Consider the following 25,170-nt stretch of genomic DNA (forward strand, 5'->3'; position numbering starts at 1 on the left):
CCTACCACGCCCACGGATTTAACTGGCGCGTTCCCATCCTACACCTATTCGTATCCGGGGCCCGCGGATGCGGACGAAGGATGGTCGAGGAACCCGTCGACAACCCGTATCTCCGCGACCCGGACACGTCGTTCGCGCCGGTGTCGGAGTTGACCGAGGCGGAGGCCCGCGAGCAAGTCGAGCGCCTGCGCGAGGTGATCGCGTATCACGACCACCGGTACTACGTTGAGAACGACCCGGCCGTCGCCGACCGGACCTACGACGCCCTGTTCGAGCGCCTCCAGCGACTCGAAGACGCTTTCGACCTGCACGCCGAGACGTCGCCGACCCAGCGCGTCGGCGGCGAACCCTTGGACGAACTGGAAACGATCGAGCACGTCGCCCCGCTGTTGAGCCTGCAGTCCTCGGGCGACGCCGAGACGATCCGCGAGTTCGACCGCCGGATCCGCGAGTCGGTCGGCAACGTGGACTACGCTGCCGAGCCGAAGTTCGACGGTCTCTCCGTGGAACTCGTCTACGAGGACGGGCACTTCGAGCGGGCGGTCACGCGCGGCGACGGCACCGAGGGCGAGGACGTCTCCGCGAACGTGCGGACCATCGGAAGCGTTCCCCTTCGGCTCCCCGATGCCCCGGACTTTCTCGCCGTTCGCGGCGAGGTGTACATGCCTCGCTCGGGCTTTCAGGCGCTGAACGAGCGCCGGGTCGAACGCGGCGACGACGCCTTCGCTAACCCTCGGAACGCTGCGGCGGGAACGCTCCGCCTCCTCGACCCCGAGACGGTCGCTGACCGCCCGCTCGACATCTTCGTCTACGACGTGCTCCTCACCTCGGCGACCCTGGACTCCCACACGGCAGCCGTCGACCTGCTGACCGACCTGGGCTTTCGCGTCGGCGAGACGGACATCGTCGCCGATGTCGAGGGCGTCATCGACTATCGGGACCGCCTCCTCGACGCGCGCGACGACCTGGAGTACGAAATCGACGGCATCGTCGCGAAAGTCGTCGACTACGGCGCCCGCGAGGAACTGGGGTCGACGGCGCGCCACCCCCGATGGGCCTTCGCCTACAAGTTCCCCGCCCGCACCGGCGAGACGACCGTCGAGCGCATCGTCGTCCAGGTGGGCCGGACGGGGAAACTCACGCCCGTCGCCCTCCTCGACCCCGTCGACGTGACGGGCGTCACCATCAGTCGGGCGACGCTGCACAACGTCGGCCAGGTCCACGATGTGGGCGTGCGCGAGGGCGCGACCGTTCGGATCGAACGCGCCGGCGACGTGATACCCGAGGTGGTCGAGGTGGTCGAAGCGGGCGACGGCCCGCGGTTCGAGATGCCCGACGCCTGTCCCGTCTGTGACGGGAGCGTCGTACAGGAGGGCGAACACCACTACTGCACGAACGCGTCGTGCCCGGCCCAGCTCCGCCGGCGCCTCCAGCATTTCTGCTCGCGGGACGCCATGGACATCGAGGGCCTGGGCGAGCAGGCGGCGGATCAGTTGGTCGAGGAAGGGCTGGTCGAGTCGCTCGCGGACCTCTACGATCTGGATCAGGAGACGCTGGCCGCGCTCGACGGGTGGGGCGAGCAGTCGGCCGCGAACCTCCTCGACGAACTCGAAGCGAGCAAGGACATCGACCTGGCGTCGTTCGTCTACGCGCTGGGTATCCGACACGTCGGAACCGAGCGGGCGCGGGCGCTCGCGGCCGCGTTCTCGCTCGATGACCTCCTGGAGGCGAGCGTCGAGGACCTGCGGGCGGTAGCGGACGTGGGACCGGAAGTCGCCGAATCGGTCGCTGCCTACGTCGACAACCCGGCGAACGTGGGGATGATCGAACGCCTGCGCGCGGCGGGCATCGAACCCGAACGCCGGGAGCGGGGCGGCGACGAACTCGACGGCCTGACGGTCGTGTTCACGGGGAGCGTCCCGGGTTACACCCGCTCGGAACTGGCCGAGCGCCTAGAGGCCCACGGCGCAAGCGTCACGTCCTCCGTCAGCGGCGCGACGGACTACCTCGTCGTCGGCGAGAATCCGGGCACGCGAAAGCAAGAGCAGGCCGACGCGGAGGGCGTCGAGACGCTCGACTCGGCGGCGTTCGAGGAGCGGATCCTCGCCCGCATCGACTGATCCATCACCGATTTAGGCGCCGGTCTCGAACCGATGGCCATGCACGAGAGCATTCTCGACGCCATCGGCTCTCCGCTCGTCCGCATCGACTCCCCGCCGGAGACGACGGTGGCGGCGAAAATCGAGTCGAAAAACCCCGGTGGCTCCGCGAAGGACCGCCCAGCGAAGGCAATGGTCGAGGCGGCGGAGCGCGAGGGCGAACTCGAACCGGGCGACGCCATCGTCGAACCGACGAGCGGGAACACGGGCATCGGCCTTGCCGTCGTCGGCGCGGCCAAGGGCTACGACGTGACCGTCGTGATGCCCGAGTCGAAATCGCCGGAGCGGCGGGCGATCATGCGCGCCTACGGCGCCGACATCGAACTCGTCGACGGCGAGATGACCGAAGCGCGGGAGCGCGCCGACGAACTCGAGCGCGAGCAGGGAATGGTGCAGATGCACCAGTTCGAGAACCCCGCCAACCCCAAGGCGCATTACCGAACCACGGGCGAGGAGATCCTCGAACAGACCGACCGCCCCGTCGACGCGCTGGTCTGTGGCGTCGGCACCGGCGGCACCATCTCGGGGACGGGCCGCCGGCTCAAGGAGACCTACCCCGATCTGACCGTCGTCGGCGTCCAGCCCGAATCGAACCAGTTTCTCACCGGCACGCCCGGCGATGACGATTTCCAGGGGATGGGTCCGGGCTTCATCGCCGAGAACGTCGACGTCGACCTCATCGACGACGTGGAGAGCGTCTCGCTTTCGGCCGCCGAGGAGGAGTGCCGGCGCCTCGCCCGCGAAGAGGGCATCCTCGTCGGGCAGTCGAGCGGCGCGTCGAGCCTCGGCGCGAAACGCGTCGCCGAGCGCCTCAGCGAAGTCGTCGACGACCCGCTTGTCGTGACGGTGTTCTGGGACAGCGGCGAGCGGTACATGTCGACCGGGCTGTTCGACTGAGACGGATCGTTGGCTCTGTTGAAATCCTATTAGCGCGACACATACTTACTGAAACAGGCATCAGGTCGTATCTATGTGGCTGACTCGAATTGATCTTTGAGACGGGGGGTCGCGCTCGGAGTTGGTGAGGGAGATGTCACACCAACAGAACTATTCCGGCTATTAATGCGATGAAGGCCCCCCACGAAATCATGGCTCCCTTCCTTCCGCCAAGCTCGACAGCGACGATACCAATAATACTCATCAGGACAACGGTCCACGTCTCTAAAGCACTCTGTTCTATTGCTCCTCCATTTTTACACTTATAGTATAGATACCCGGGGACGACTAATCCAACGGGAAATGTAAGTAATGCGATGGCTCCAGCGCCCAACCATTGAAGTGGCGAATACTTATCAGTTAGCCCATAGTCTTTTGCCCTTATTTCCGCAGGTTTGGTTTCACCACAACTGGGGCACGCGTCATCCCCAACCGGAGTGCCACACTCCGGACAGTGTTCCCTCACGGTAGAACACGAGGGGCACAACCAATCACCTTCGTCAAATTTTGTGTTGCAAGAAGAGCAGTGTTCGTCTATGATACCGCAATCCGGACATTTTAATCCGGACTCAATTTCAGTGCCGCAGTTCGGACAGTATGTCGTACTCATTAGAATCAATTAGTGAAGCTACTGAGCAGTTTCCCAAGTGCGTCAAAACTATCAACTTCTTTCACTTGGGCATTCCCGGGCAAAGCCGATATTTCTCCGGAGCCTGAGGAACTCGTCTCGATGTACTCAAGCCGTTCTGTGGGGTAAATTCTCTTCGAGCCATCCTCCATTCGGGCCCTGATCCAGTTTCCACCCATTGATGGATAGCTGATACTCTTGCAGACGACAGGTTCCTCCTTTTCCCGAAGGTGGATCCGCGCCTCTTCTGTTGACTCAACACCTCCGACATCCGCACCACAATTACGACAAAAGTCCTCCGCATCTCCCACTTCACTGCCGCATTCTGGACACAGTGCCATACAGAAGCGGTTATTTCAGAGGTAATAAAACTGGGGACAGCGGTAACGTTCAGCCCAGCAGATTTTGTGAGACAGATCATAGCCGTCTCGACCTTTTGCTGCGGTCGCTCGCTTCGTTCGTTCGTGGTGAGTGGCTCGTCTGTACTGAGCGAACTCAGATCAGAATATGTCTCTTACTGAGGATTTCAACAGGTCCGGATCGTTGTAACTGTTTCCCGGTGGTTCACCGACCTCTCTTGGCGAATCATCGGTACCGACGTACGAACCGTCTGAGGTCATTCGCGACCGGGGTGATCGAACTCGGCCTCAGTCACGCGGACGACGACGGTGTCGTCGACGGATCGGCGGTCGTACTCCGGCACGCCGCTGTCGGTCCGGGTGGCGTTCATCGGTTCGACGAGGCGGTCGTCGGCGAGGCCGTACACGCGGAGATACCGGCCGGTCGCCTCGGGCGACAGGTCGCCGTCGCGGACGGCGCTCGCCAGGTCACGAGAGAGCCACTCGTCGGTCGAGACGCTCGGTTCGCGGACGAACGCGGAGTCGACGAAGCGGACGAGATACCAGTTCAGATCGTTCAGAAGCGAGACTGCGGCGCCGAGGCTGACGGTGTCGACGGCGACGGAGTTCACGAACGGCTCGCGGAGGTCGTAGGTCGCGAGCGCCGCCCGCGCCGTCTCTCGCGAGAGCAGTTCGTACCGGAGGTCGACGTCGTCCGCGCCGACGAGACACACCTGCGTCACGAGCGGAGCATCGATACACTGGCCTAAAGCGGTTGCGACGATTCCGCGCCGACGATCCGCAGGTCGTCGACGGCGGCGGCCGCGCGGTCGAGGAAGCCGTCGGGTTCCGCGGCTTCGACGGCGGTCCGCGTCGCCCGCGTCTCGGGGAAGGGCGGATCGAGGCGTTCACAGCCGACCGGGATCGACGAGTCCTCGTAGGTGCCGATGGCGCGCGCTCGCTCCGTGATGTCGTGTTTGTCCCAGGCAAAGAGCGGGCGGTGGACGGGACAGTCGACCGCCGCGTCGGTGGCCGCGAGGTTGGCGGCGGTCTGACTCGACTTCTGGCCCATCGCCTCGCCGGTGACGACGCCGACGGCACCCTCGCGGTCCGCGACGGCCTCGCCGATCCGGAGGATGGCGCGCCGCCAGGAGAGCATGCGGGTGTCTTTCACGTCGTCGAGCAGCGTCGCCACGAGGTCGCCGCCGGGGACGACCCGGAGCCGGCAGTCGACGTTCGGGGCGTGGCGGGCGAGGGCGTCGACGGTCGCCGCCGCCCGCGCCTCGTGATCCGGGCCGCCGTAGGCGCCGAGACCGACGTACACCGGGATCACGGGCGCCCCGCGGCGCATCGCCTCGTAGGCCGCGACGGGAGAGTCGTGCCCCCCGCTGACGAGGGCGACGAGGGGATCCTGCGTGCCGAGCGGCAATCCGCCGGGACCCTCGTAGGTCGTCAGGGAGACGTGTGCTCGTTCGTCGCGCACCTCGACGTGGTAGGTGCGGTCGGGGTCGTCCAGGTCGACCGCGGCGTCGGTGGCTTGGCCGACGGCAGTCCCACCCTCGCGTTCGAGGTCGGGGCTGGAAAAGTGGTGCTCGTCGCCGCTACGGCGCGCGCGGACGGCGTAGGTGTCGACCGGCGGCGCGTCGCGAGCGAGGCCGTCGAGGACCGCGCGGATGGCGTCGAGGTCGGCCGGACATTCGACGGCGGGACGCGCCCAGACGACGCCCATCGCGTCGGCGGCGACCTGCGCGGCCCGGTCGGGGTCGGCGGCGTGGACGACGATCCGGGACCACTCCCGGTCGACGGTGGCGTCGACGCCGCGAGCGTCGAGGAGGGCAGCGACGTTGTCCCGGAGGCGTCGCGCCATCTTGACGCGCACCTCGCGGCTCTTGGTGCCGATGTCGCCGAAACTCACGAGGACGACATCCGGCGAGGGGGCGGGGTTCGTATCGGGGGCCACGGTTACGAGCAGCCTACGGCGCGAGAGTACTAGGGTGGTTCGATGCGCGGGCGAGACGCTCGACCCGCAGACAGTCTCAGAACGTGCGGATGTCGCCCTCGATCACGTCGCGGGTAACGTCGGTGACCCCGGCGAGTTCCTCGTCGATGATGGCCTCGACATCGCTCTCGATGTCGGCGAGGGCGACACCGTCCTCGGTGACGACCGAGGCGTCGGCGACGTGTGGGCGGTCGATGGGGCGCCCGATCTGGCTGAGCAGACGCACCCGCAGGTCGCGGATGCCGTCCACCTCGTCCACGACCGACGCCGCGATGCGCGTACTGAGGAGGTTGTAGATCTTCCCGATGTGGTTGACGGGGTTCTTGCCACTGGTGGCCTCCATGCTCATCGGGCGGTTGGGCGTGATGAGGCCGTTCGCGCGGTTACCCCGGCCGACGGAGCCGTCGTCACCCTGTTCGGCGCTTGTCCCCGTCGTCGTGAGGTAGATGGAGTCCGTGTCGTAGTCGTCGGCGGTGTTGACCTCGACGGCGACGCTCCGGTCGGTGTGGGACTCGGCGAGATCGGTGACGGCCTCGCGGACGTCGGCCACCGCGTCGCGGTACGCCTCCATCCCGTCGAGATAGCGGTCGATCATCGCGGCCGCGACCGTGAGGTCGATGTGGTCGCCCTCGCGTTTGCCCATGATCTTCACGTCGGGGCCGAGTTCCGGGTGGCTGTCGGCGTACGGACCGTTGAGATACTCCTCGGCGTCGAGGACGATCCGCTCGGTCTCCGAGAGCGGCGCGTGAGCGACGCCGAAACTCGTGTCGTTGGCCATCGGCACGGCCGCGCCGTCCTCGCCGAAGACCGTTTGGAGGTCGCCGCTGCCCTCTCCGAGGCGGACATCGACCACCACGTCGGTGCCGAACTCGAGTTCGGGGACGGTCTTGGCCAGGTAGTCGCGGGCAGCCGACAGCGCCACCGAGTCGACGGGGAGAGTGTACTCGGTGCCGTCCGGCCCCTCGTACTGCCGGGTCGCCCGGCCGACGATCAACACGTGGATTGGTTCGATGACTTCGCCGCCGCCGAAGGCGGGGGCGGCGTTGCCCGCCGCCAACTGCGTCTCGTCGGTGTTGTAATGCAGTACCTCGCCGACACGTTCCAGATAGAGGTTCGAGAGGGCTCGCGAGACGCTCTCGGCGATGCCGTCACAGAGGGAGTCGGGATGGCCGACCCCTTTCCGCTCGACGATCTCCACCTCTTGATCTTCGACCGCGCGCCGATCGACGGACTCGATCCGGATGTTCCGTTCGGTCATTGCTCCCGAGTTCTCGCTGCCGGATGCTATAACTTGCGGAAACCTTTCGCGCCGATAGTATTACTGTAGGGTATAATCTCGGCCTACTCTAGAAGGAGTCCGAGATACGAGGTGCGGATCTGGTCGTCGGGGTCGAGGCCGAGTTCGCGGAGTCGCGCGGCCGCACCCTCACGGACCGGCTCGATGTCTCCTTCGGGCGCTTCGCGCTCGATTTCGACGAACTCGCCGAGGTCGGCGACGGTGTCCAGGGTGACGGTGTAACCGTCGAGCCGGTACCGGTCGCGCTCTTTTTCCACGATGGCGGCGGAGTCGAAGCCGAGCGCGCCCAGGATGTCGTTCATCTCGTCGCCGTCGTCCACGCCGGTCTCTAGCTCCCGGCGGGTTTTCGACGCCGCCTCGACGAGCGGTCCCTTGTAGGTGACCCGCGTCGCGGCGTCGCCGTCGCGCTCCTCGCGGCGAAGACGGAGGGCTTCGTCGGTCTCGCCGAAGTCGCGGTGGGGCGCGTCGTAGTAGGTATCGATCTGCGTGACCGTGCCGACGTGGGTCGCGTCGAGTGCCGACAGGCGCTCGCGAACCGCCTCGTGGGTCGCCCGCACTTTCATCTCGACTTCGTACATGGCCGACCCGTCGCGTGCGGGGGCGAAAAAGTCCACCGAGTCGGGACAGACGGGAAACGTGATTCTTAAGGGTCGCACGGGAGTTGTGGCGTGTATGAGTGACGAACAGGCCGAATCGGCGGACGAGCCGGTCGACGCCGACGCGGCCGATGACCCAGACGCGGAGACAGACACCGAAACCGAGACGGGGCTGCAGGAGGGGGACTTCGTCCGCCTCGACTACACCGTTCGCATGGTCGACGACGACCAGGTCGTCGACACGACCAGTCAAGAGGTCGCCGAGGAAGCCGGCATCGACGAGGAGGGCCACGAGTTCGAGCCCCGAACCATCGTCATCGGCGAGGGACACGTCTTCCCCGACGTCGACGAAGATCTGATCGGGCGCGAGGTCGGCGAGGAGTCCACCGTCCACATCGACGCCGCCGACGCGTTCGGCGAGTTCGACCCTGACGAGGTCCGCACCGTCAGCGCCGACAAGATCGACGAGGACGACCGCTACCCCGGCGCTCGCGTGACCGTCGACGGCCAGCAGGGTCACGTCGAGACCATCATCGGCGGGCGCGCCCGCGTCGACTTCAACCACCCCCTCGCCGGCGAGGACCTCGAATACGAGTACGAGATCCTCGACGTCGTCGAGGACCGCGAGGAACAGGCCAAGAGCCTGCTCGGCATGCATCTCGACCACGCACCCGAAGTCTGGATCGAGACCGACGAGGTCGAAGAGGAGGTCCAGGTCGAAGGCGACGAAGAGGGCGAACCCGAATACGAGGCCCAGACGGTCGAGAAAGAGACGCTGTACATCGAGGCCAACCCGCAGATGACGATGAACCAGCAGTGGCTCTTCCAGAAACAGCAGATCGCCCAGCAGATCATGGACCGACTCGGCCTCGACCGCGTCATCGTCCAGGAGACCATCGACGGCACGGGCGGCATGATGGGTGGCATGGGCGGTATGATGGGCGGCATGGGTGGCGCCGGCGGCGCCGATGTCGAGGAGGCCCTCGAAGACGCCGATGTCGACGCCGATGAACTCGTCGAAGAGATCGAGGAAGGCGACGTCGACCTCGAAGAGTAGCGCCCCACACCACCGCGTTCTTGTATCGGCCGGGCGTCGATCACGTATGGATCTCCCAGAGGAGGTGGCGGCGGATCTCCAGGTCGCGGCCGTGGCGGCGGCCTGTACCCTCGCGCTGTCGCTGTCGCTCCGCTACGGGTTCGGGGTCGCCGCCAGTCCGCTGCTCCGACTCTCGCCAGTCGCGATGTACTTCGGCTACCTCTTTCTCGGCAAGGGATCGACCGGGAGCGCGTTCGAGAACCCGCGCCTCTGGATGCTGGCGACCGTCGTCGTCACCGTCGCCGCGGCGGTGTACGCGCTCGGATGACGGCTACGCGATGTCGCGGCTGGTGTCGATCGTGACGCCGTCGGTGAGTTTGAGCTTGATCGTCTCTTCGAGCGCGCCGCCGCCGCGGAACTTCGGCACGGCCAGGCGGTTGACGATCTGTGACCCGCTGGTGTCGGTGCGGAGGTCGAAGACCACGTCCGACATGTGCTCAGTGAGGGTCCGATTGGTCGGCGGGTCGCCGTGCATCGCGTGCAACACGGCGATCGAGTCCGTGTTGACCATATGCGTCTGGAGTTCGTTGAGGAACTTCCGGAACCGGGTCGGATCCGTCTCTTCCAGCGGATCGACCACGTCGACGATGAGCGTCGCGTTCTCCGGCAGGTCGCGCACGAGTCGCGTGGCGTTGTCGATGGGCGGATAATCGCCCGCATCGCGGATCGTCAACTGGTCGAGGCCGCCGCGGTATCGGTCGATCGCATCGCGGACGGCTCCCTCCGAACGGACGGTCGTGATGTAGAGCGTCCGGCGTTCGGCGGCGATTTCGTAGAGTAGGGACTCCGACTGACTGGCTGGGTCCGCGCTCAACAGCAGGATGCTTCCCGCCGGGATTCCGCCATCGAGTTGCCTGTCGAGGACGGAGATCCCCGTCGGGAGACGGTCCGCCATGGTGTCCAGTACGACGGCGGTTCATAATAGGCCTTCGGCCAAATCGTCTGCGAGCCGCCGATACGCGTCGCGAACGTCCGAGTCGCGGAGCACTGGCGGCTCCGCGGACGGAATCGAGGCTACCACGGGGCAGTCGAGCAGGTCGGTAACGGCGGCGGGCGCCGACCGTGTGCGCGTCAGCACGGCGCCCCGAACCGGCGTGTCGAGCGTGCGGGCCATCGCCGCCGTTTTGGCGGCGTCGCGGAGCGCCGGCGCACAGAGCGTGGTGACGACGAGCGCCGCGTCGGCCCGGCGAAGTGGGGTGGCGGCGTCCGGGCCAGCCCCGCCGGGACAGTCGACGATGGACGGTCGATCGGTGGCAGCCAACCGGGTGAGCGACCGGTCGATAGCGTCGTCGGTGATGCCGATTCGTGGCGCCGGGAGGACGGCCACGTCCGACTCGTCGGGGTGGGACTGGGCCACCGTCTCGACGGGTCCGGCACCGATGTCGGCGAGCGTCGGTTCGCGGCCGACGCCTGCGAGCGCGTGGAGGTTCGGCATGTCCGGATCGGCGTCGGCGGCGACGACAGGGATGTCGAGCGCCGCCGACAGGCCGAGCGTCGTAGTCGTCTTGCCGACTCCACCCTTTCCGCCGGCGATGGCGAGCATGGGCCGGGGTGGCCGCGCTTCCGGATATGAATCTCCGGATCAGTCGTGACAACAGCCGCCGGCCTCGCCGCCGAAGTCGACGTCGAGCGGCGCAGAAATGGATCGGTTGACGGCTTCGAGTTGGTTCTGCAGTGCCTCCTGAGCGTTCAGATACTCCTCCATCACGGGCATTCCGTGGAGTTCGTTCTGGGCCTGCTGGAGCTTCGAGACGTGTTCCTGGCTGGCCTCGCCGGCCTCGCGCGCGGCGACGAACTCGTCGCGGAGGCGTTCGACCTCCGCGATGCGCTCCTGGGCGTCGGCGTCGTTCTCGACGGCCGCTTTGGCCTCTTCGAAGCGCTCGTACGCGGGCGATTCGGCGATGGCTTCGCCGAGTTCCGTCCCGAGTTCCTCCAGCTGCGACGTGGTCGTGCTCATGCACTCTCGTTACGCGTGCGGTCGCTTCAATTTGCCGTCTCGATTCGGGACCGGGCTTTATCACCCACACCATCCTGCCCCATCGGTATGGAGATGGACACGCGGGTCGGCGTCGATGTCGGCGGGACGTTCACCGACGTCGTCGTCGCCGACGCCGACGGACTCTCGATGCTGAAAGTCCCCTCGACGCCGGACGCGCCGGACGAGGGCGTCCTCGACGGCCTCGACGCGGCGGGCGAGCAAGCCGACCTCGACCCCACAGCGACCGATTTCTTCGCTCACGGGACGACCGTCGCCACGAACGCCCTGCTGGAACGACAGTGGGCCGAGACGGCGCTGGTGACGACCGAGGGGTTCCGCGACACGGTCGAAATCGGCCGGCAGACGCGCCCGGATCTGTACGATCTTCACGCGGAGAAACCGACACCGGTCGTCGACCGGGACCGGCGGTTCGAGGTGCCCGGGCGTCTCGACCGCCGGGGCGACATCGTCGAACCGTTCGACGAGGACGCCGCCCGCGCCGTCGCGGACGCCGTCGCCGACGCCGATGTCGAGAGCGTCGCCATCACCTTCCTGTTCGCCTTCGAGGACGACACCCACGAACGGCGGATGCGCGAGATCCTCCGCGAGGCGGGCGTCGACTGCGAGACGTCGCTGTCGAGCGAGGTGTTGCCCGAGATTCGCGAGTACGAGCGCACGCTCGCGACGGCGATCAACGCCGCGCTCAAGCCCGTGATGAACCGGTATCTCGGCCGGCTGGAGGAGGGCATCGCGGACGCGGGCGTCCCCGCTCCCCTGCGCGTGATGCAGTCGAACGGCGGCATCGCGTCGGCGTCGGTCACCCGCGAGCGCCCGGTGAACACCTTGCTTTCGGGGCCCGCCGCGGGTGTTCGGGGCGCCGCACACGTCGCCGGCGAGGCGGGCTTCGACGACGTGCTCACGATGGACATGGGCGGCACGTCGTGTGACGTGTCGCTGGTCCGCGACGGCGACCCCGTCGTCTCGACGGAGGGGAGCGTCGGCGACTACCCCGTGACCGTACCGATGGTCGACGTTCACACCATCGGCGCCGGGGGCGGGTCCATCGCCTGGGTGGACGAGGGCGGCAGCCTCCGCGTCGGCCCTCGCTCGGCCGGCGCCGACCCCGGCCCCATCTGTTACGGCCGGGGCGGGACGGAGCCAACCGTGACCGACGCCCACCTGTTGCTCGGGCGCATCGATCCCGGCGCGTTCTTCGAGGGGAGCGCCGACGAGGCGACGGTGCGCCAGGCCGTCCGGGACTCCATCGCCGAGCCGCTGGAGATGAGCGTCGAGGCCGCGGCCCAGGGGATCCTCGACGTCGCCAACGCCAACATGGAGCGCGCCCTGCGGGTCGTCTCGGTCGAACGCGGGCACGACCCCCGGGCGTTCTCGCTGGTGGCCTACGGCGGCGCCGGCCCGCTGCACGCGGCGGAACTCGCCGCCGAACTCGACGTGCCGCGGGTGGTCGTCCCCCGCTCTGCGGGCGTGCTCTCCGCGCTCGGCCTCCTCATCAGCGACGTGGTGTACGAGGAGGGCGTCTCCGCGGTCCGGCCCTGGACAGCAGTCGACCCCGCGGACCTCCAGCTCCGGTTCGAACGCCTGGAACGCGAGCGCCGCGAGCGCCTCGAGGGCGAGGGCTACCCCGCCGAGCGCCGGCGGTTCGAACGCGCCGTCGACCTCCGGTATCGGGGGCAGTCGTTCGACCTCCGGGTGCCGGTTCCAGGAGACGAACTCGACGGCGACGCCCTCGACGCCATCGCCGAGCGCTTCCACGAGCGCCACGAGCGCCGATACGGCCACGCCTCCCCGGACGAACCGATCGAACTCGTGACGATACGCTCGCGCGCCCGCGGTCTGGTCGATCCGCCCGATCTATCGATGGACTGCGGCGGGGAGACCGATCCCGTCCCCCGAACGACGCGGAAGACGGTGATGGACGACGAGCGCCGCGCGACGCCCGTCTACGACCGGGCGGCGCTCGGCGTCGGCGCCACCCTCGACGGTCCGGCCGTCGTCGAGGGTGTCGAGAGCACGGCCGTCGTGCCGCCGGGCGCGACAGCGACCGTCGACGACCTGGGCAACGTGGTGATCGAGCCATGAGCGACGAGGATATCGACCCCGTCACGCTGGAGGTGTTGCGCAACGCCTGCGTCGCCGTCGCCGAGGAGATGAACGCGACGCTCGTGCGCACGAGTTACTCGCCGAACATCAAGGACCGCCGGGACTGCTCGTGTGCGCTGTTCGACGTGGCGGGCGACGACGGCGCCGCGGAGATGATCAGCCAGGCCGAGAACATCCCGGTCCACCTCGGCGCGATGCCGTACTCCGTGGCCGCGGCCATCGAGGCGTTCCCGCCCGCGGAACTCAAAGACGGCGACGCCATCCTGCTGAACGATCCGTTCCACGGCGGCGCCCACCTCCCCGACATGACGCTCGTGACGCCCGTGTTCGTCGACGGGGAACTGGTCGCCGTCGCCGCGAACCGCGCCCACCACGCCGACGTGGGCGGGGGGCAGGCCGGCAGTGTCGCCGCCGATTCGACGGAGATCTACCAGGAGGGACTTCGGGTGCCGCCCGTGAAACTGTACGACGGCGGCGACCCCGTCGAGGACGTGTTCGACCTCCTGCTGACGAACGTGCGGACGCCGGACGAGCGCCGCGGCGATTTCCGCGCCCAACGGGCGGCCAACCGGACGGCGGTCGAACGGGTCCGCGACCTGACGGAGCGCCACGGCCTCGACACACTGCGTGCGGCGACGAACGAGATCAAGGATTACGCCGAGCGCCGGATGCGCGCCGAAATCGACGACCTGCCCGACGGGACGGTCCGGTTCGAGGACGTCCTCGACGACGACGGACGGGGCCACGAGGACCTCCGCATCGCCGCCGCGGTGACCGTCGACGGCGACGCCCTCGTCGTCGACTTCGAGGGGACCAGCGAGCAGGTGGCGGGTCCCATCAACGCCCCCCTCGCGGTGACGGCGTCGGCGACGTACTACGCGATCCGCTGTGTGACCGATCCGGACGTGCCGCCCAATGCGGGCACGTACCGTCCTATCGAGATCCGAGCGCCGGAAGGGACGGTCGTCAACGCACAACCACCGGCGGCGGTCGTCGGCGGCAACCTGGAGATATCCCAACGCGTCGCGGACGCGCTCCTGGGGGCGTTCGGGACGGAAACGCCCGAGCGCTCCGTCGCCGCCGCCCAGGGGACGATGAACAGCGTCACCTTCGGCGGGACGGACAGCGATGGCGACGCGTTCGCCTTCTATGAGACGGTCGGCGGCGGCTACGGCGGCCGGGCCGGCGCCGACGGGATGGACGGCGTCCACGCCCACATGAGCAACACCCTCAATACGCCCGCCGAGGTGCTGGAGACCGCCTATCCCCTCCGCATACGCCGGTACGAATACCGTGACGACTCCGGCGGCACCGGCGAGTTCCGCGGCGGACTCGGCCTCCGCCGGGATATCGAAGTGCTGGCCGACGGCGTGGCCTTCAGCCTGCTCGCCGACCGCCGGCGACACCGGCCCTACGGTCTCGCCGGTGGCGACGCGGGCGCGGCCGGCGCGGACTATCTGGACCGCGCGGCCGACGACGACCGCGTGCAGATCCCGGCCAAATCGACACACGAACTCGACGCGGGCGACGTGGTGAGCGTCCGCACGCCCGGCGGCGGCGGGTTCGGTGATCCCACGGACCGCGATCCAGCCGCCGTGCTGCGCGACTGGCGCCTCGGAAAGGTGTCGGCGGCGACGGTGCGGGAGGTGTACGGACTCGATCCGGGCGAGGAGAGCGACGACTAGTTGGAAAGCGCCATCCACACCGGATCGACGCTGTCGAGCCCCCGCACCCGAACCTCGCGCTCGGCATCGACCTCGCGGACATCGATCACGGCGTCGAAAATCGAGGTGACGACGTTGACGAACTTCTCGTCGTGGGTCGTGGGATCGATGCTGTAGACGCCGAGGTAGCCCGCGGCGCTCGACCGACGCAAGAGGACGTGCAGAAACGAGAACGTCCGCTGATCGTCGACGTACTGGAGGAGCGTCGAGATGGAGAGAAAGCCCACGCGGGCCGTCGATGGCGTTCCCATGCCGTCCACGGCGCGCGTAAAGCCAACGCCCATGCCGGTGAGGTTGCCGGGCGACGAGAGGCGTTCGACCACCGGGTCGTCGTCGCCAGGTGCCCCCGAGGCGTCGACGATTCGGACGGTGGATGGATCGACCGAAACGCCCCGGTCCTCGAACTGAGCGCGGACGCGCGCCGCCGGATCGTCGGTCGTCAGCACGACGATCGGATCGTGCGGTTGGGGCGGGGGTGCCAGGAGGTCGAACACCAGTCGGCGCTTGCCCGACATCGCCGGGCCGGACACCAGCACGTTCATCCCGGCATCGAGATCGTCGACACTGATCGGGAGGGTGTCGGCGATCGAGTAGCGGTGGGATCTGGCGTCGTGGGTGGGCATGTGCGCGTCGGGAACCGCGTCAGTAGCGTGCGTCTACGGCGATTCTCACCGTCGTACGTGGAGTTCCGCGTCACCTGGCATAAATCATCCGTTGAGCGAGACGGACGGTTGCACGTCATTCCGACGGTCGCCACCGCTGCGGTCGGTGACCGCCGGGATACAGGGACACCGGTCCGTCCGAGTCGGAGACTTTTGTGGCCGGCGGTCGAACGCCGAGCAATGACTGCACTCCCCCGGATCGTCGGCATGGTCCACCTGCCGCCACTCCCCGGCGCACCGCGGTTCGACGGTGATCGTGAAGCGCTCCGCCGGCGCGCACGGCGTGACGCGCACACCCTCGTCGACGGTGGCGTCGACGCACTCCTCGTCGAAAACTACGGCGACGCGCCGTTCTACCCCGACGAGGCGCCCGCCCACGTCGTCGCGTCGATGACCCGCCTGGTCGGCGCCGTTCGGCGCGAAGTCGACTGCCCGGTGGGCGTGAACGTCCTCCGAAACGACGCGCGAGCGGCGATATCGATCGCCGCTGCGGCCGGCGCCGACTTCGTCCGCGTCAACGTCCACACGGGCGCCCGGGTCACGGATCAGGGCGTGATCGAGGGGCGCGCCCACGAGACGCTCCGCCTGCGCGACCGCCTCGATGCGGACGTGTCGATCCTCGCCGACGCCGACGTCAAACACTCCGCACCGCTCGGAGCGGGACACGGCGAACCGATCGCCGACGTGGTGGACCGCGGCCTGGCCGCCGGCGTCGTCGTCAGCGGCGAGCGAACGGGCGAGACCGTCGCAACGGAGCGGCTCACCGCCGCCGCCGAGCAGTGTGCGGATCTGGACGTTCCGCTGTACGTCGGGAGCGGCGTCACACCCGAGACGGTCGGAGAGACGTTGGCTGTCGCCGACGGCGTGATCGTCGGCACGGCGCTGAAACGAGGCGGAGAGACGACGGCCCCGGTCGACGAGTCGCGGGTCCGGGCGCTCGTCGACGCGGCGTAGGTCGGCTCATACGGTTTATTGGAAGTCATCACGGGTGGACCGCTGGGACGGGCCAGCGAACCACCGGTGAACGGTTACAATCATCCGTATCAGAGTTCCTCGCGAGCGAGTTCGACCACACGCGTGATCTCACCGACGGAGGAGAGGTGGCCGGCGCCGACGGTGGCTTTCATCGCTCGGGCCGGCGCGCCCGTGAACACCTTTGGGCCGACCGTGGCGACGGCATCGTCGCCGACGGAGACGATCCAGCCCGGCGCGTCGAACCGAAACGGGTCGAGACGCGGGGCGAACCCGTCGGTCTCGTCGTCGGCTTCCAGCGCGTGTCGCACGAGGCGACCGAGGTTCGTGGCGACGGTCCCTGCCTCGCGGATGGCGGCCGCGGCACTCGCGGGCACGGCGTCGCCGTCGGCGTCGACGACGCGAGCGGCGTCGCCGACCGCGAAGGTGCGGTCGTCGAGTCGGAGGTCGCCGCGCACGACGGGGCGGTCACCGCCGAGGGCGTCCGATCCGCGGATGCCGCCCGTCCAGACGAACGTGTCGTAGGGAACGCCGCTGTCGTCGAGTTCGACGGCCTCGCCGGTCGCCCCGGTCACGCGCGCATCGGTTCGGACATCGACGCCGGCGGCGACGAGCGCGTCGCGGACGGCGGTCTGGAACGCCTCGGGGAAGGCGGGCGCGACCGAGTCCTGGCGTTCGAGCAGCGTCACGTCCACGTCGGCGTCGCGTTCGTCGGCGAGCGCCGCGAGTTCGCCGGCGACCTGGACGCCCGAGAGGCCGGCCCCGCCGACGACGATCCGACCGTCGCGCTCGCAGGTGTCGAGGGCGTCCTCACGGATTTCCCGGGCGTGGTCGAGGCGTTTCAGCGGCAGGCCGTGGTCGGCGACGCCGGGGAGGTCGTAGAACGCCGTCTCGGCGCCGAGGCAGACCGCGGCGTAGTCGTAGTCGAGGACGCCGTCGGCGAGGCGGACGCGCCGGGCGTCGCGGTCGATACCCTCGACGCGGGTCGTGCGGACCGTCGCGCGGTCGAGCGCGTCGTCGAGGGGGACGGTGATGGCGTCGGCCACGGCGGGACGGCGGACGACGCGGTGGAGTTCGTGCTGCACGAGATGGGTGTCGGACTCGTCGACGACGACGATGTCGGCGGCGTCGGGGAGTCGAGATTCGAGGCGGTGAGCGAGAGTCAAGCCGGCGTAGCCGGCGCCGAGAACGACGACGCGCATACCGAGGGTTGGACCGCAGGGCAAAGGACGTGTCGCCGACGGTGGGAGTCGTCAGAAGAGCGCTTCGCCGGGGCGGAGTTCGGCGGGGCCGCCGACCTCCCAGAGACGCGTTTCGACGCCGCAGTCGGCGACCGCGGATTCGACGCGGTCGACGTACTCCGCGGTGGTGTTGACGTAGACGCTCGCGCCCGTGTCGGTCGAGAAGTAGACCGGGACGTCCTCCTTCCGGAGCGCGCGCACCGTGTTGAAGACGGCGATGGTGCGGGGTTGCCAGTACACCCATCCCGAGGGGCCGGTCATCGTCGTCGCGGCGAGGGAGAGCGAGTCGTGTTCCGCGAGTTCGAACACGCGGTCGAAGTCGGCCGCACGGAGCGCGTCCTGCATCTCGACCATCTGGTCGTGGATGTGGGCCATCCGCGCCTGGAACATGTGGCTGTCGGCGGCCTCCTCGTGGGCCTGTTCGGTCTCCTTATAGGAAGGGACGAGCGCGGCGACGACCCGCAGGTCGTCTTCGAGGTCGGTGTCGATGCGCTCGGAGCGGCAGTCCTCGTCGTTGAGACCGGCGTGGAGATGCGAGAACGCGCCCGTGACCGCGCGGGCCGCGGAGGACGACCCGCGGCGGGCGACGGTCGAAATCTCGGGGCGCGAGAGGTCGAGGCCGGCGGCCTCACACAGCGCCATCGCGGCGGCGGCGAATCCGGACGACGACGAACCGAAGCCGACGTTGGACTCGAAGGAGTTCTCGCTCTCCAGGCGGACGGGGGCGTCGACGTCGGCCAGGTCGCGGACGTGGTCGACGACGGCGTCGATGCGTTCCGCGCCGCGCCCCTCGACGCGGTCGCCGTCGATCAGGTAGGTGTCCTCGTCGGTGTCGCCGAACGCGACGGTCGTGGTGGTCCGACTGGGCGCCGTACAGACGCTGATGCTGTCGTGGTAGGGGAGGCGCAGGTCCGGGTCGCGCATCCCGTGGTATTTCACCAATCCCTGAATCGGGTGGGCCGTGGCGGTCGCCTTCATGCTCGGATGGGCGTCGGACGAGCGGATAAACGTCCCGGAACCGGGCGTTCCGTCTCGTCCGTCGCAGCCGCGAGCGGATCAGATATAAGCGACCCCGGTGCCATCGGCGTGTATGCCGCGCGTGTCACGGCGGAGCGTCCTCGAAGCGTTGAGCGTCGCCGGTGCCGTCGCCGTCGCCGGGTGTGGCGGCGGGGCGGACGACGCGAACACGACGCCGACCCGGACCGCGACAGCGACGCCGACAGCGACGGCCACGCCGCGGGCCGCCCCGGGCGAGACGCTCGGCTTCGCCCGGCTGCTCGAACTGACGCCGGCCCATCCCGGGATGACCGCCGAGACGTTCGTCTGGGCGCGCTACGTCGACGCCGCGGGCGTGTTGACCGCCGTCGAAGACGAGACGCTGCGGGGGCGCCTGCGGGACGGCTGGCTGGGATCGGGGCCGCCGCAGTACACCGACTCGGACGCGTTCGAACTCGTTCACGTCCAGCCCGGCGGCCTCTCGAATCTGACCGTCGGGCGCGGCGATTTCGCCACGGCGACGGTCGTCGAGGGGCTGCGAGACGACGGGTGGACACGCGTCGGCACCGCGGACGGCTTCGCGCGCCTCGAACGCGGCGGCTACACGATGGCCGTCGGCGACCGGTTCTGGGTGGTGGTGCAGGAGACCGAAGCAGGGCACGTCCAAGAACTGATCGAGGCCATCGACGCCGATCCGCTCAGCGGCTACCTGGGCGGGGTCGACGCCGAGGCGATTGCACGGGCGGGCGACGAACGGGGCAACTACCGCGTCCTCGAACGGGCGGTCGGCGAGGAGGGGTACGCGGCGGGAATCGCCGTCGACCACGCCGCGTACCGCGTGCCCGTCGGCGTCATGCAGTACGGGACGGGACGCGACTCACCGACGTGGAAGCGAGTCGAACACCGGTTCGAGCATCGGATCGTCGGCGAGGTGCGGAGTGCGGAGTTCGGTGACGACTTCCGCTAGCCGGGAGTCGCCACGGCCGACGGTTTAAATATCCCGTCGCCGTACACGTCTGGTATGACCTCCGAGAGCGGAGAGGCCGACACCGAGAGCGGCGCCGACACCGCAGCGGAGGCGGACCACGCGGTGATCCTCGACTACTTGCCGCACGGACGGCCGAGCGACGACCGCCCGCAGTACAAGAAGTCGCCGCTGGCGTACGCCCTCGGGGAATCGGAGTTCCAGCTGCTCGAACTCACGCTCGACGACGACGCCGACGTGGGTATCGGTGACCGCGTCGTAATCGGACCGGCGGAGGAGCGCGAGGCGGTCGAGCGCGTTCGCGACGTGGACCACGACGACCTGTCGAACGCCGCTCGCTCGGAACTCGACTACGCGGTCAAAGACATCGTCGAGCGTCACGAACGGCGGTTCGTCGACTTCTACAACGACGCCCAGCCGATCACGCTCCGTCTGCACCAGCTCAACCTGCTTCCCGGCATCGGGAAGAAACTCCGCAACGATGTCCTCGACGAGCGCAAGCGCGCGCCCTTCGAGAGCTTCGACGACCTCGAGGAGCGCATCGCCGGACTCCACGATCCGAAAGGCGTCCTCGTCGATCGGATTCTCGAAGAGCTCCGGGACGAGGACCTCAAGTACCGGACGTTCGTCGAGCGCGAGGAGTGATCGAATGAGCGGGACGTGGGAAGCGGGAAATTTACCCGGGGTCGCGCGCTATCGAAGACGATGACAGCGGGACAGGCGTCGCGCGACCCGGATCGACTGCTCGACCGGGCAGGGGTGAGTGGCAACCCCGACCGCGACCAGCATTTCCTCGTCGACGAGCGCGTTCTCGACCGGCTCCCCACCCACCTTCCGGCGGACGCCGACCGGAGTCACGTGCTCGAAATCGGCGGCGGCACGGGCGCGCTCACGGACCGTCTGCTAGCGACGAGCGACCGCGTGACGGTCGTCGAACGCGACCCCGACCTCGCGGCCTTCCTCCGCGACGAGTTCGCCGCCGCCATCGCGGACGATCGGTTGACCGTGATCGAGGGCGACGCCCTCGAGGTCGATCTGCCGGACGCGACCGCGAGCATCTCGAATCTGCCCTACGGCGTCTCCAGTGAGATCACGTTTCGACTGCTACCGCTCGGGATTCCGACCGTCCTCATGTTCCAGCGGGAGTTCGCCGAGCGGATGGCCGCCGAGCCGGATACGGCCGAGTACGGCCGCCTCTCGGTGAGCGCCCAGCATTACGCCGAAGTCGAGGTGGTAGAGACGGTGCCGCCGACGGCGTTCTCCCCGCCGCCGGCCGTCGACAGCGCCATCGTGCGGACGACACCGCGCGATCCCGACTACAAAGTCGAGGACGAAGAGTTCTTCCTGCGGTTCGTGAAGGCCGTGTTCACCCAGCGCCGCAAGACGCTGCGAAACGCCGTCCGCAACACCGTTCACATCTCCGGGATCGAGGATCCGGACGCGGTGGTCGACGCGGCGGGTGAGGCGCTCATGTCGAAGCGGGCGGGCGAGTTGGCTCCGGACGAGTTCGCGGCGCTCGCCAGCCTCGCCGCCGAGGGGGATGGCCGCTCCGATGGCTGATCTCTCAGCGGTGACCGGCGGGACGTTCCTCGGCCGGTTCGTCGCGACGGTCGTCGTCGTCACCGTCGTCCTGCTGGTTCGGTACGCCGCACGAAAGTGGCGGAAGGGCCGCAAAGACACGGGGGAAAGCACGGCGCCGAAGCTCGCGGTGTCGGCCGGCATCACCCTGATTACGGCGGGCGGCATCGTGGCCGTCGTGCTCCTGTGGGATCTGGTCGACCCGCTGGCGCGCTCCTACCGGAACCTCGGCTTGCAGGACGTCGCCGGCCGCGTGTTGCTCGGCATCGTTGTGTTGGCATCGACGTACGCGCTGACCGGCTTCGTCGGACAGATCATCGGGGAGTTCACGGGCAAGCGATCGGCCGTCAGCGAACACCAGCGCGAGATCGTCTACCGACTGACGCAGGTGTCGCTGTACACGCTCGCGATTCTCGTCGTCGTCGGCCTGTTCACGCGTGACCTGGGCAACCTCCTCGTCGGGGCTGGCTTTCTCGGCATCGTCGTCGGGATGGCCGCCCGACAGACGCTCGGGGCGGTGCTCGCTGGCTTCGTCCTCATGTTCTCCCGGCCGTTCGAGATCGGTGACTGGATCGAAATCGGCGAACGGGAGGGCATCGTCACCGACATCACGGTCGTCACCACGCGCATCCAGACGTTCGACGGGGAGTACGTGATGCTTCCGAACGACGAGGTGAACGCCCAGCCGATAACGAACCGGACGCGCAAGGGACGCCTCCGCATCGAGGTAGAGGTCGGCGTCGACTACGACACCAACCCCGGGAACGCCGCCGAGATCGCCCGCGACGCAGTGAAAGGGTTGGACGAAATCCTGCAGGTGCCGACCCCGCAGGTCGTGGCCAAGCGGTTCGGCGATTCGGCCATCATCCTGGGGGTACGCGTCTGGATCGACAACCCGAGCGCTCGTCGGCGGTGGCGGGCGCGCACAGCGGTCATCGAAGCGGTTACCGCCGCCTTCGACGAGGAGGGAATCAAGATTCCGTTCCCGCAGCGCGAACTCATGGGGCGGACCGAAGAGGGCGGACTAGCTATCGCGGGCGGCGAACCGCAGGCGGCGCCGACGCCCGACGGCGACGGGCAGACCCGTGACTAACGACTCCGTGGACGACACGACCGCTGCCCTCGCCGACCGCCGGGGGATGGAGACAGCGGTGTATCAACCGGCGGAGGATTCTCGACTGCTCGCCGAGGCCGCCATCGAACACGCCCGCGGGCGGGCGCTGGAAGTCGGCACCGGATCGGGATGGGTCGCCGAACGCATCGCAACCGAGACGGACGCCGACGTGGTCGCCAGCGACTACAACCCGGCGGCCTGCCGGCAGGCCCGCGACCGAGGCGTGCCCGCGGTCCGGGCGAACCTCGTCGAACCGTTTCGGGCCAACAGCTTCGACACCGTCGCGTTCAACCCGCCCTACCTCCCGACCGACCCCGAAAACGAGTGGGAGGACTGGATGGAGCGGGCGCTGTCGGGTGGCGAATCCGGCCGAGCCGTCATCGTCCCTTTCCTCGACACCGTGGGTCGCATCCTCCGTCCCGACGGTGCCGTCCTCCTGCTCGTCAGCAGTCTGACGGGCTTCGACGCCGTCGTCGACCGCGCCGAGCGCAACGGGTTCGCCGTCTCGACGGTGCGCGAGGAGTCGTACCCCTTCGAGACGCTGTCGATCCTCCGTCTGGAATAACTGATGGGCATATATAGGTTTAGCAAATATTAAGCAACGGCATTACCAAGTATCGGTAATGACCGAACTGGTCGCCACGACACCGGGACTGTATCCGCTCCCCGACTGGGCGAAAGACGAACTGTCGGACCTGAAGGGACACCAGAAAGGAGACCTCATCAGCGGCGACGAGGGCGGCGAAATCGTCGACGCCTACCAGCGCGCGCGGACCGAAGTCGTCGACGCGCAGGTCGACGCCCGCCTCGACCGCATCGTCGAGGGACAGCTCCGGTGGGACGACATGCTCGCCCACCCCCTGACCGTCCACGACAACGTCGAGACGGGCGGCATCGTCCGCTACTACGACAACAACAACTTCTACCGCGATCCGCAGGTGCAGGGCGAACTCACCGCGTCGGGCGACGTGGCTGCCGAGTTGGAGAGCGTCGACGCCGACGCCGACGAATTACAGGCGGTCCTCCCCGGTCCGTACTCGCTCGCCGACCTCGCGACCGACGAGTTCTACGGCGACGAGGCCGGCTTCCTCGACGCCATCGCCGACTTCCTCGTGGGCGAAATCGAGCAGTTCCCGGCCCACGAGACGCTGTTCCTGCTCGAACCGTCGCTGGTCGAGAACGAACCCGCAGACGACGCGAACGAACACGCGAGCGAGGTCATCGACCGCGTGGCCGCCGCGACGGACGCGAACGTCGTCGTCCACACCTACTGGGGTGCGGTTCCGGAGCGAACGTACGCTCACCTGATGGACGCGGATGTCGACGCTATCGGCTTCGACTTCGTGACCGACGCCGACGAGTCGCTCTACAACATCAACGAGTACGGCACGAAAGACGCGATCGCGATGGGCCTGGTCGACGGCCAGAACACGCTGGTCGAGTCGCCCGAAACCATCCGTGACCGCGTCGACTGGGTGCTCGAGAACACGCACACCGACTTCGACCTCGCCTACCTCACCTCCAACACGGAACTGTTCTACCTGCCCGTGAACAAGTTCGAGGCCAAACTCGGCGCGTTGGGTGACGCCGCGACGCTCGCGGAGGTGGACGCATGAGCGACAACCGCGAGCAGTTCCGTCCCGACGACCACGCCAACGAACACTTCCTGCTCACCTCCATCGTCGGCAGTTACCCCAAGCCCAAGTGGCTCAACCGGGTGTCCGACCTGGCCGACGACCCCGACTCGAAGTTCACCGACGAGCATCTCCACGAGGCCCACGACGACGCCTGCCGCGTCATCGTCGACGAACACGAGCGAACGGGGCTCGACACCGTCTCCGACGGCGAGATGCGCCGCAACGAGATGGTGGAGTTCTTCGCCGACCGCATCGACGGCTACGAGTTCAACGGGCCCGTCAAGGTCTGGGGCCACAACTACTTCGATAAGCCCTCCGTCGTCGACGACGTCGAGTACGCCGAGTCGTGGCTGGTCGACGAGTTCGAGTTCACGAAAGACGCCGCCAGCAAGCCGGTCAAGGTTCCCATCACGGGCCCCTACACGCTGGCGAGTTGGTCGTTCAACGAGGCCTACGACGACGACGCCGAACTCTCCTACGCCCTCGCGGACCTCGTGAACGAAGAAATCGAGGCGCTGGTCGACGCCGGCGCGCGCTACATCCAGATCGACGAACCCGCGCTGGCGACGACGCCGGACGATCACGCCATCGTCGGCGAATGCCTGGAACGCATCGTCGCGGGTCTGCCCGACGACGTGCGCATCGGCCTCCACGTCTGTTACGGCGACTACTCTCGCATCTACCCCGAACTGCTCGACTACCCCATCGACGAGTTCGACCTGGAACTCTGCAACGGTGACTACGAGCAGATCGACGTCTTCACCGATCCCGAATTCACCACCGACCTGGCGCTCGGCGTCGTCGACGTTCACACGACGGACGTCGAGAGCGTCGAGGAGATCAAGGAGAACATCAAACAGGGCTTCAAGGTCGTGCCACCGGAGCGCCTGACCGTCAGCCCCGACTGCGGCGTGAAACTCCTGCCGCGGGAGGTCGCCCGCCAGAAGATCGAGAACATGGTCACCGCGACCCGCGAGATCGAGGCCGAACTCGACGCGGGCGAGATCGACATCGAGGCGCCGGAAGTCAGCGCGGACTGAGGGCCGCGTTCTCCTCCTTTTCGTTCCGCACCCACGTCACAGCGACCGCGACCCAGACGACGAACTCGGCGTA

At 67.9% G+C, this 25,170-nt stretch carries 26 protein-coding genes; 14 read left to right on the top strand and 12 right to left on the bottom strand.

Annotation, left to right across the window (positions count from 1 at the left end):
- Positions 1–80 precede the first annotated feature (80 nt).
- On the top strand, positions 81–2,120 hold the full coding sequence (gene ligA, locus MXB53_RS09765; protein ID WP_248897174.1) for an NAD-dependent DNA ligase LigA: 2,040 nt from the start codon (positions 81–83) through the stop codon (positions 2,118–2,120).
- A gap of 39 nt (positions 2,121–2,159) precedes the next feature.
- Positions 2,160–3,056: a PLP-dependent cysteine synthase family protein gene (locus tag MXB53_RS09770; RefSeq protein ID WP_248897175.1), complete on the top strand. Its 897-nt coding sequence runs from the start codon at positions 2,160–2,162 to the stop codon at positions 3,054–3,056.
- Positions 3,057–3,192: 136 nt separating this feature from the next.
- On the opposite strand, the gene MXB53_RS09775 is transcribed toward MXB53_RS09770, so the two are convergent.
- The 6 genes from MXB53_RS09775 to cyaB form a co-directional block, all read right to left on the bottom strand.
- Positions 3,193–3,705 carry a hypothetical protein gene (locus MXB53_RS09775; protein ID WP_248897176.1) on the bottom strand — a complete coding sequence of 171 codons (513 nt, stop codon included), beginning with the start codon at positions 3,703–3,705 and terminating at the stop codon, positions 3,193–3,195.
- Between the two features lie 5 nt (positions 3,706–3,710).
- On the bottom strand, positions 3,711–4,064 hold the full coding sequence (locus tag MXB53_RS09780; protein WP_248897177.1) for a zinc-ribbon domain-containing protein: 354 nt from the start codon (positions 4,062–4,064) through the stop codon (positions 3,711–3,713).
- 275 nt (positions 4,065–4,339) lie between these two features.
- Positions 4,340–4,804, bottom strand: a complete 465-nt coding sequence (locus tag MXB53_RS09785; protein WP_248897178.1) for a DUF5804 family protein — start codon at positions 4,802–4,804, stop codon at positions 4,340–4,342.
- A 23-nt stretch (positions 4,805–4,827) separates the two neighbouring features.
- Positions 4,828–6,021, bottom strand: a complete 1,194-nt coding sequence (locus MXB53_RS09790; protein WP_248897179.1) for a tRNA sulfurtransferase — start codon at positions 6,019–6,021, stop codon at positions 4,828–4,830.
- A gap of 76 nt (positions 6,022–6,097) precedes the next feature.
- Positions 6,098–7,318 (bottom strand): methionine adenosyltransferase, encoded by a 1,221-nt coding sequence (locus MXB53_RS09795; protein ID WP_248897180.1) that lies wholly within the window; start codon positions 7,316–7,318, stop codon positions 6,098–6,100.
- An 83-nt stretch (positions 7,319–7,401) separates the two neighbouring features.
- Complete coding sequence (gene cyaB / locus MXB53_RS09800; RefSeq protein ID WP_248897181.1) at positions 7,402–7,935, bottom strand: class IV adenylate cyclase; 534 nt, start codon at positions 7,933–7,935, stop codon at positions 7,402–7,404.
- Between the two features lie 94 nt (positions 7,936–8,029).
- Here cyaB and MXB53_RS09805 point away from each other — a divergent pair, with 94 nt between their 5' ends.
- Both MXB53_RS09805 and MXB53_RS09810 read left to right on the top strand, forming a co-directional pair.
- On the top strand, positions 8,030–9,010 hold the full coding sequence (locus MXB53_RS09805; protein ID WP_248897182.1) for an FKBP-type peptidyl-prolyl cis-trans isomerase: 981 nt from the start codon (positions 8,030–8,032) through the stop codon (positions 9,008–9,010).
- Between the two features lie 46 nt (positions 9,011–9,056).
- A complete protein-coding gene (locus tag MXB53_RS09810; RefSeq protein WP_248897183.1) occupies positions 9,057–9,317 on the top strand; it encodes a DUF8049 family protein in 261 nt (86 codons plus the stop codon).
- 3 nt (positions 9,318–9,320) lie between these two features.
- Here the strand turns inward: MXB53_RS09810 and MXB53_RS09815 are convergent, their stop codons facing one another.
- From MXB53_RS09815 to MXB53_RS09825, 3 genes are read right to left on the bottom strand one after another with little or no spacing between them, the layout of a single operon-like run.
- Entirely contained in the window at positions 9,321–9,944 is a 624-nt protein-coding gene (locus MXB53_RS09815; protein WP_248897184.1) for an RAD55 family ATPase, read from the bottom strand.
- Between the two features lie 21 nt (positions 9,945–9,965).
- Positions 9,966–10,592 carry a MinD/ParA family ATP-binding protein gene (locus MXB53_RS09820; RefSeq protein ID WP_248897185.1) on the bottom strand — a complete coding sequence of 209 codons (627 nt, stop codon included), beginning with the start codon at positions 10,590–10,592 and terminating at the stop codon, positions 9,966–9,968.
- Positions 10,593–10,631: 39 nt separating this feature from the next.
- Positions 10,632–11,006 carry a YlbF/YmcA family competence regulator gene (locus MXB53_RS09825; protein ID WP_248897186.1) on the bottom strand — a complete coding sequence of 125 codons (375 nt, stop codon included), beginning with the start codon at positions 11,004–11,006 and terminating at the stop codon, positions 10,632–10,634.
- 87 nt (positions 11,007–11,093) lie between these two features.
- Here MXB53_RS09825 and MXB53_RS09830 point away from each other — a divergent pair, with 87 nt between their 5' ends.
- A complete protein-coding gene (locus tag MXB53_RS09830) occupies positions 11,094–13,127 on the top strand; it encodes a hydantoinase/oxoprolinase family protein (RefSeq protein ID WP_248897187.1) in 2,034 nt (677 codons plus the stop codon).
- Positions 13,124–14,833 carry a hydantoinase B/oxoprolinase family protein gene (locus MXB53_RS09835; RefSeq protein ID WP_248897188.1) on the top strand — a complete coding sequence of 570 codons (1,710 nt, stop codon included), beginning with the start codon at positions 13,124–13,126 and terminating at the stop codon, positions 14,831–14,833. The genes MXB53_RS09830 and MXB53_RS09835 overlap by 4 nt, the downstream gene beginning before the upstream one ends.
- Here MXB53_RS09835 and MXB53_RS09840 read toward each other — a convergent pair.
- The gene (locus tag MXB53_RS09840) at positions 14,830–15,495 is read right to left on the bottom strand and encodes an RAD55 family ATPase (protein ID WP_248897189.1); all 666 of its coding nucleotides are present in this window, start codon (positions 15,493–15,495) and stop codon (positions 14,830–14,832) included. The genes MXB53_RS09835 and MXB53_RS09840 overlap by 4 nt on opposite strands.
- Positions 15,496–15,714: 219 nt before the next feature.
- On the opposite strand from MXB53_RS09840, the gene MXB53_RS09845 reads away from it, so the two are divergent.
- On the top strand, positions 15,715–16,488 hold the full coding sequence (locus tag MXB53_RS09845) for a BtpA/SgcQ family protein (RefSeq protein WP_248897190.1): 774 nt from the start codon (positions 15,715–15,717) through the stop codon (positions 16,486–16,488).
- Between the two features lie 89 nt (positions 16,489–16,577).
- On the opposite strand, the gene MXB53_RS09850 is transcribed toward MXB53_RS09845, so the two are convergent.
- Together MXB53_RS09850 and mvaD are read right to left on the bottom strand one after the other, a co-directional pair.
- Positions 16,578–17,708, bottom strand: a complete 1,131-nt coding sequence (locus MXB53_RS09850) for an NAD(P)/FAD-dependent oxidoreductase (protein WP_248897191.1) — start codon at positions 17,706–17,708, stop codon at positions 16,578–16,580.
- Between the two features lie 51 nt (positions 17,709–17,759).
- The gene (gene mvaD, locus MXB53_RS09855) at positions 17,760–18,725 is read right to left on the bottom strand and encodes a phosphomevalonate decarboxylase MvaD (RefSeq protein ID WP_248897192.1); all 966 of its coding nucleotides are present in this window, start codon (positions 18,723–18,725) and stop codon (positions 17,760–17,762) included.
- Positions 18,726–18,837: 112 nt separating this feature from the next.
- On the opposite strand from mvaD, the gene MXB53_RS09860 reads away from it, so the two are divergent.
- From MXB53_RS09860 to MXB53_RS09890, 7 genes are read left to right on the top strand one after another with little or no spacing between them, the layout of a single operon-like run.
- Positions 18,838–19,710, top strand: a complete 873-nt coding sequence (locus tag MXB53_RS09860; protein ID WP_248897193.1) for a hypothetical protein — start codon at positions 18,838–18,840, stop codon at positions 19,708–19,710.
- Between the two features lie 54 nt (positions 19,711–19,764).
- Positions 19,765–20,373, top strand: coding sequence for a DUF655 domain-containing protein (locus MXB53_RS09865; protein ID WP_248897194.1), 609 nt, complete (start codon positions 19,765–19,767; stop codon positions 20,371–20,373).
- A gap of 60 nt (positions 20,374–20,433) precedes the next feature.
- The gene (locus MXB53_RS09870) at positions 20,434–21,288 is read left to right on the top strand and encodes a 16S ribosomal RNA methyltransferase A (RefSeq protein WP_248897195.1); all 855 of its coding nucleotides are present in this window, start codon (positions 20,434–20,436) and stop codon (positions 21,286–21,288) included.
- Entirely contained in the window at positions 21,281–22,399 is a 1,119-nt protein-coding gene (locus MXB53_RS09875) for a mechanosensitive ion channel family protein (protein ID WP_248897196.1), read from the top strand. Before MXB53_RS09870 ends, MXB53_RS09875 begins: the two co-directional genes overlap by 8 nt.
- Positions 22,392–22,985 carry a HemK2/MTQ2 family protein methyltransferase gene (locus MXB53_RS09880; protein WP_345779704.1) on the top strand — a complete coding sequence of 198 codons (594 nt, stop codon included), beginning with the start codon at positions 22,392–22,394 and terminating at the stop codon, positions 22,983–22,985. The genes MXB53_RS09875 and MXB53_RS09880 overlap by 8 nt, the downstream gene beginning before the upstream one ends.
- 58 nt (positions 22,986–23,043) lie before the next feature.
- Positions 23,044–24,036: a 5-methyltetrahydropteroyltriglutamate--homocysteine methyltransferase gene (locus MXB53_RS09885; RefSeq protein ID WP_248897197.1), complete on the top strand. Its 993-nt coding sequence runs from the start codon at positions 23,044–23,046 to the stop codon at positions 24,034–24,036.
- Complete coding sequence (locus MXB53_RS09890; protein ID WP_248897198.1) at positions 24,033–25,097, top strand: methionine synthase; 1,065 nt, start codon at positions 24,033–24,035, stop codon at positions 25,095–25,097. The genes MXB53_RS09885 and MXB53_RS09890 overlap by 4 nt, the downstream gene beginning before the upstream one ends.
- Positions 25,098–25,170: the final 73 nt, after the last annotated feature.

It is taken from the genome of Haloplanus sp. XH21, from assembly GCF_023276355.1.
Lineage (GTDB): Archaea > Halobacteriota > Halobacteria > Halobacteriales > Haloferacaceae > Haloplanus > Haloplanus halobius.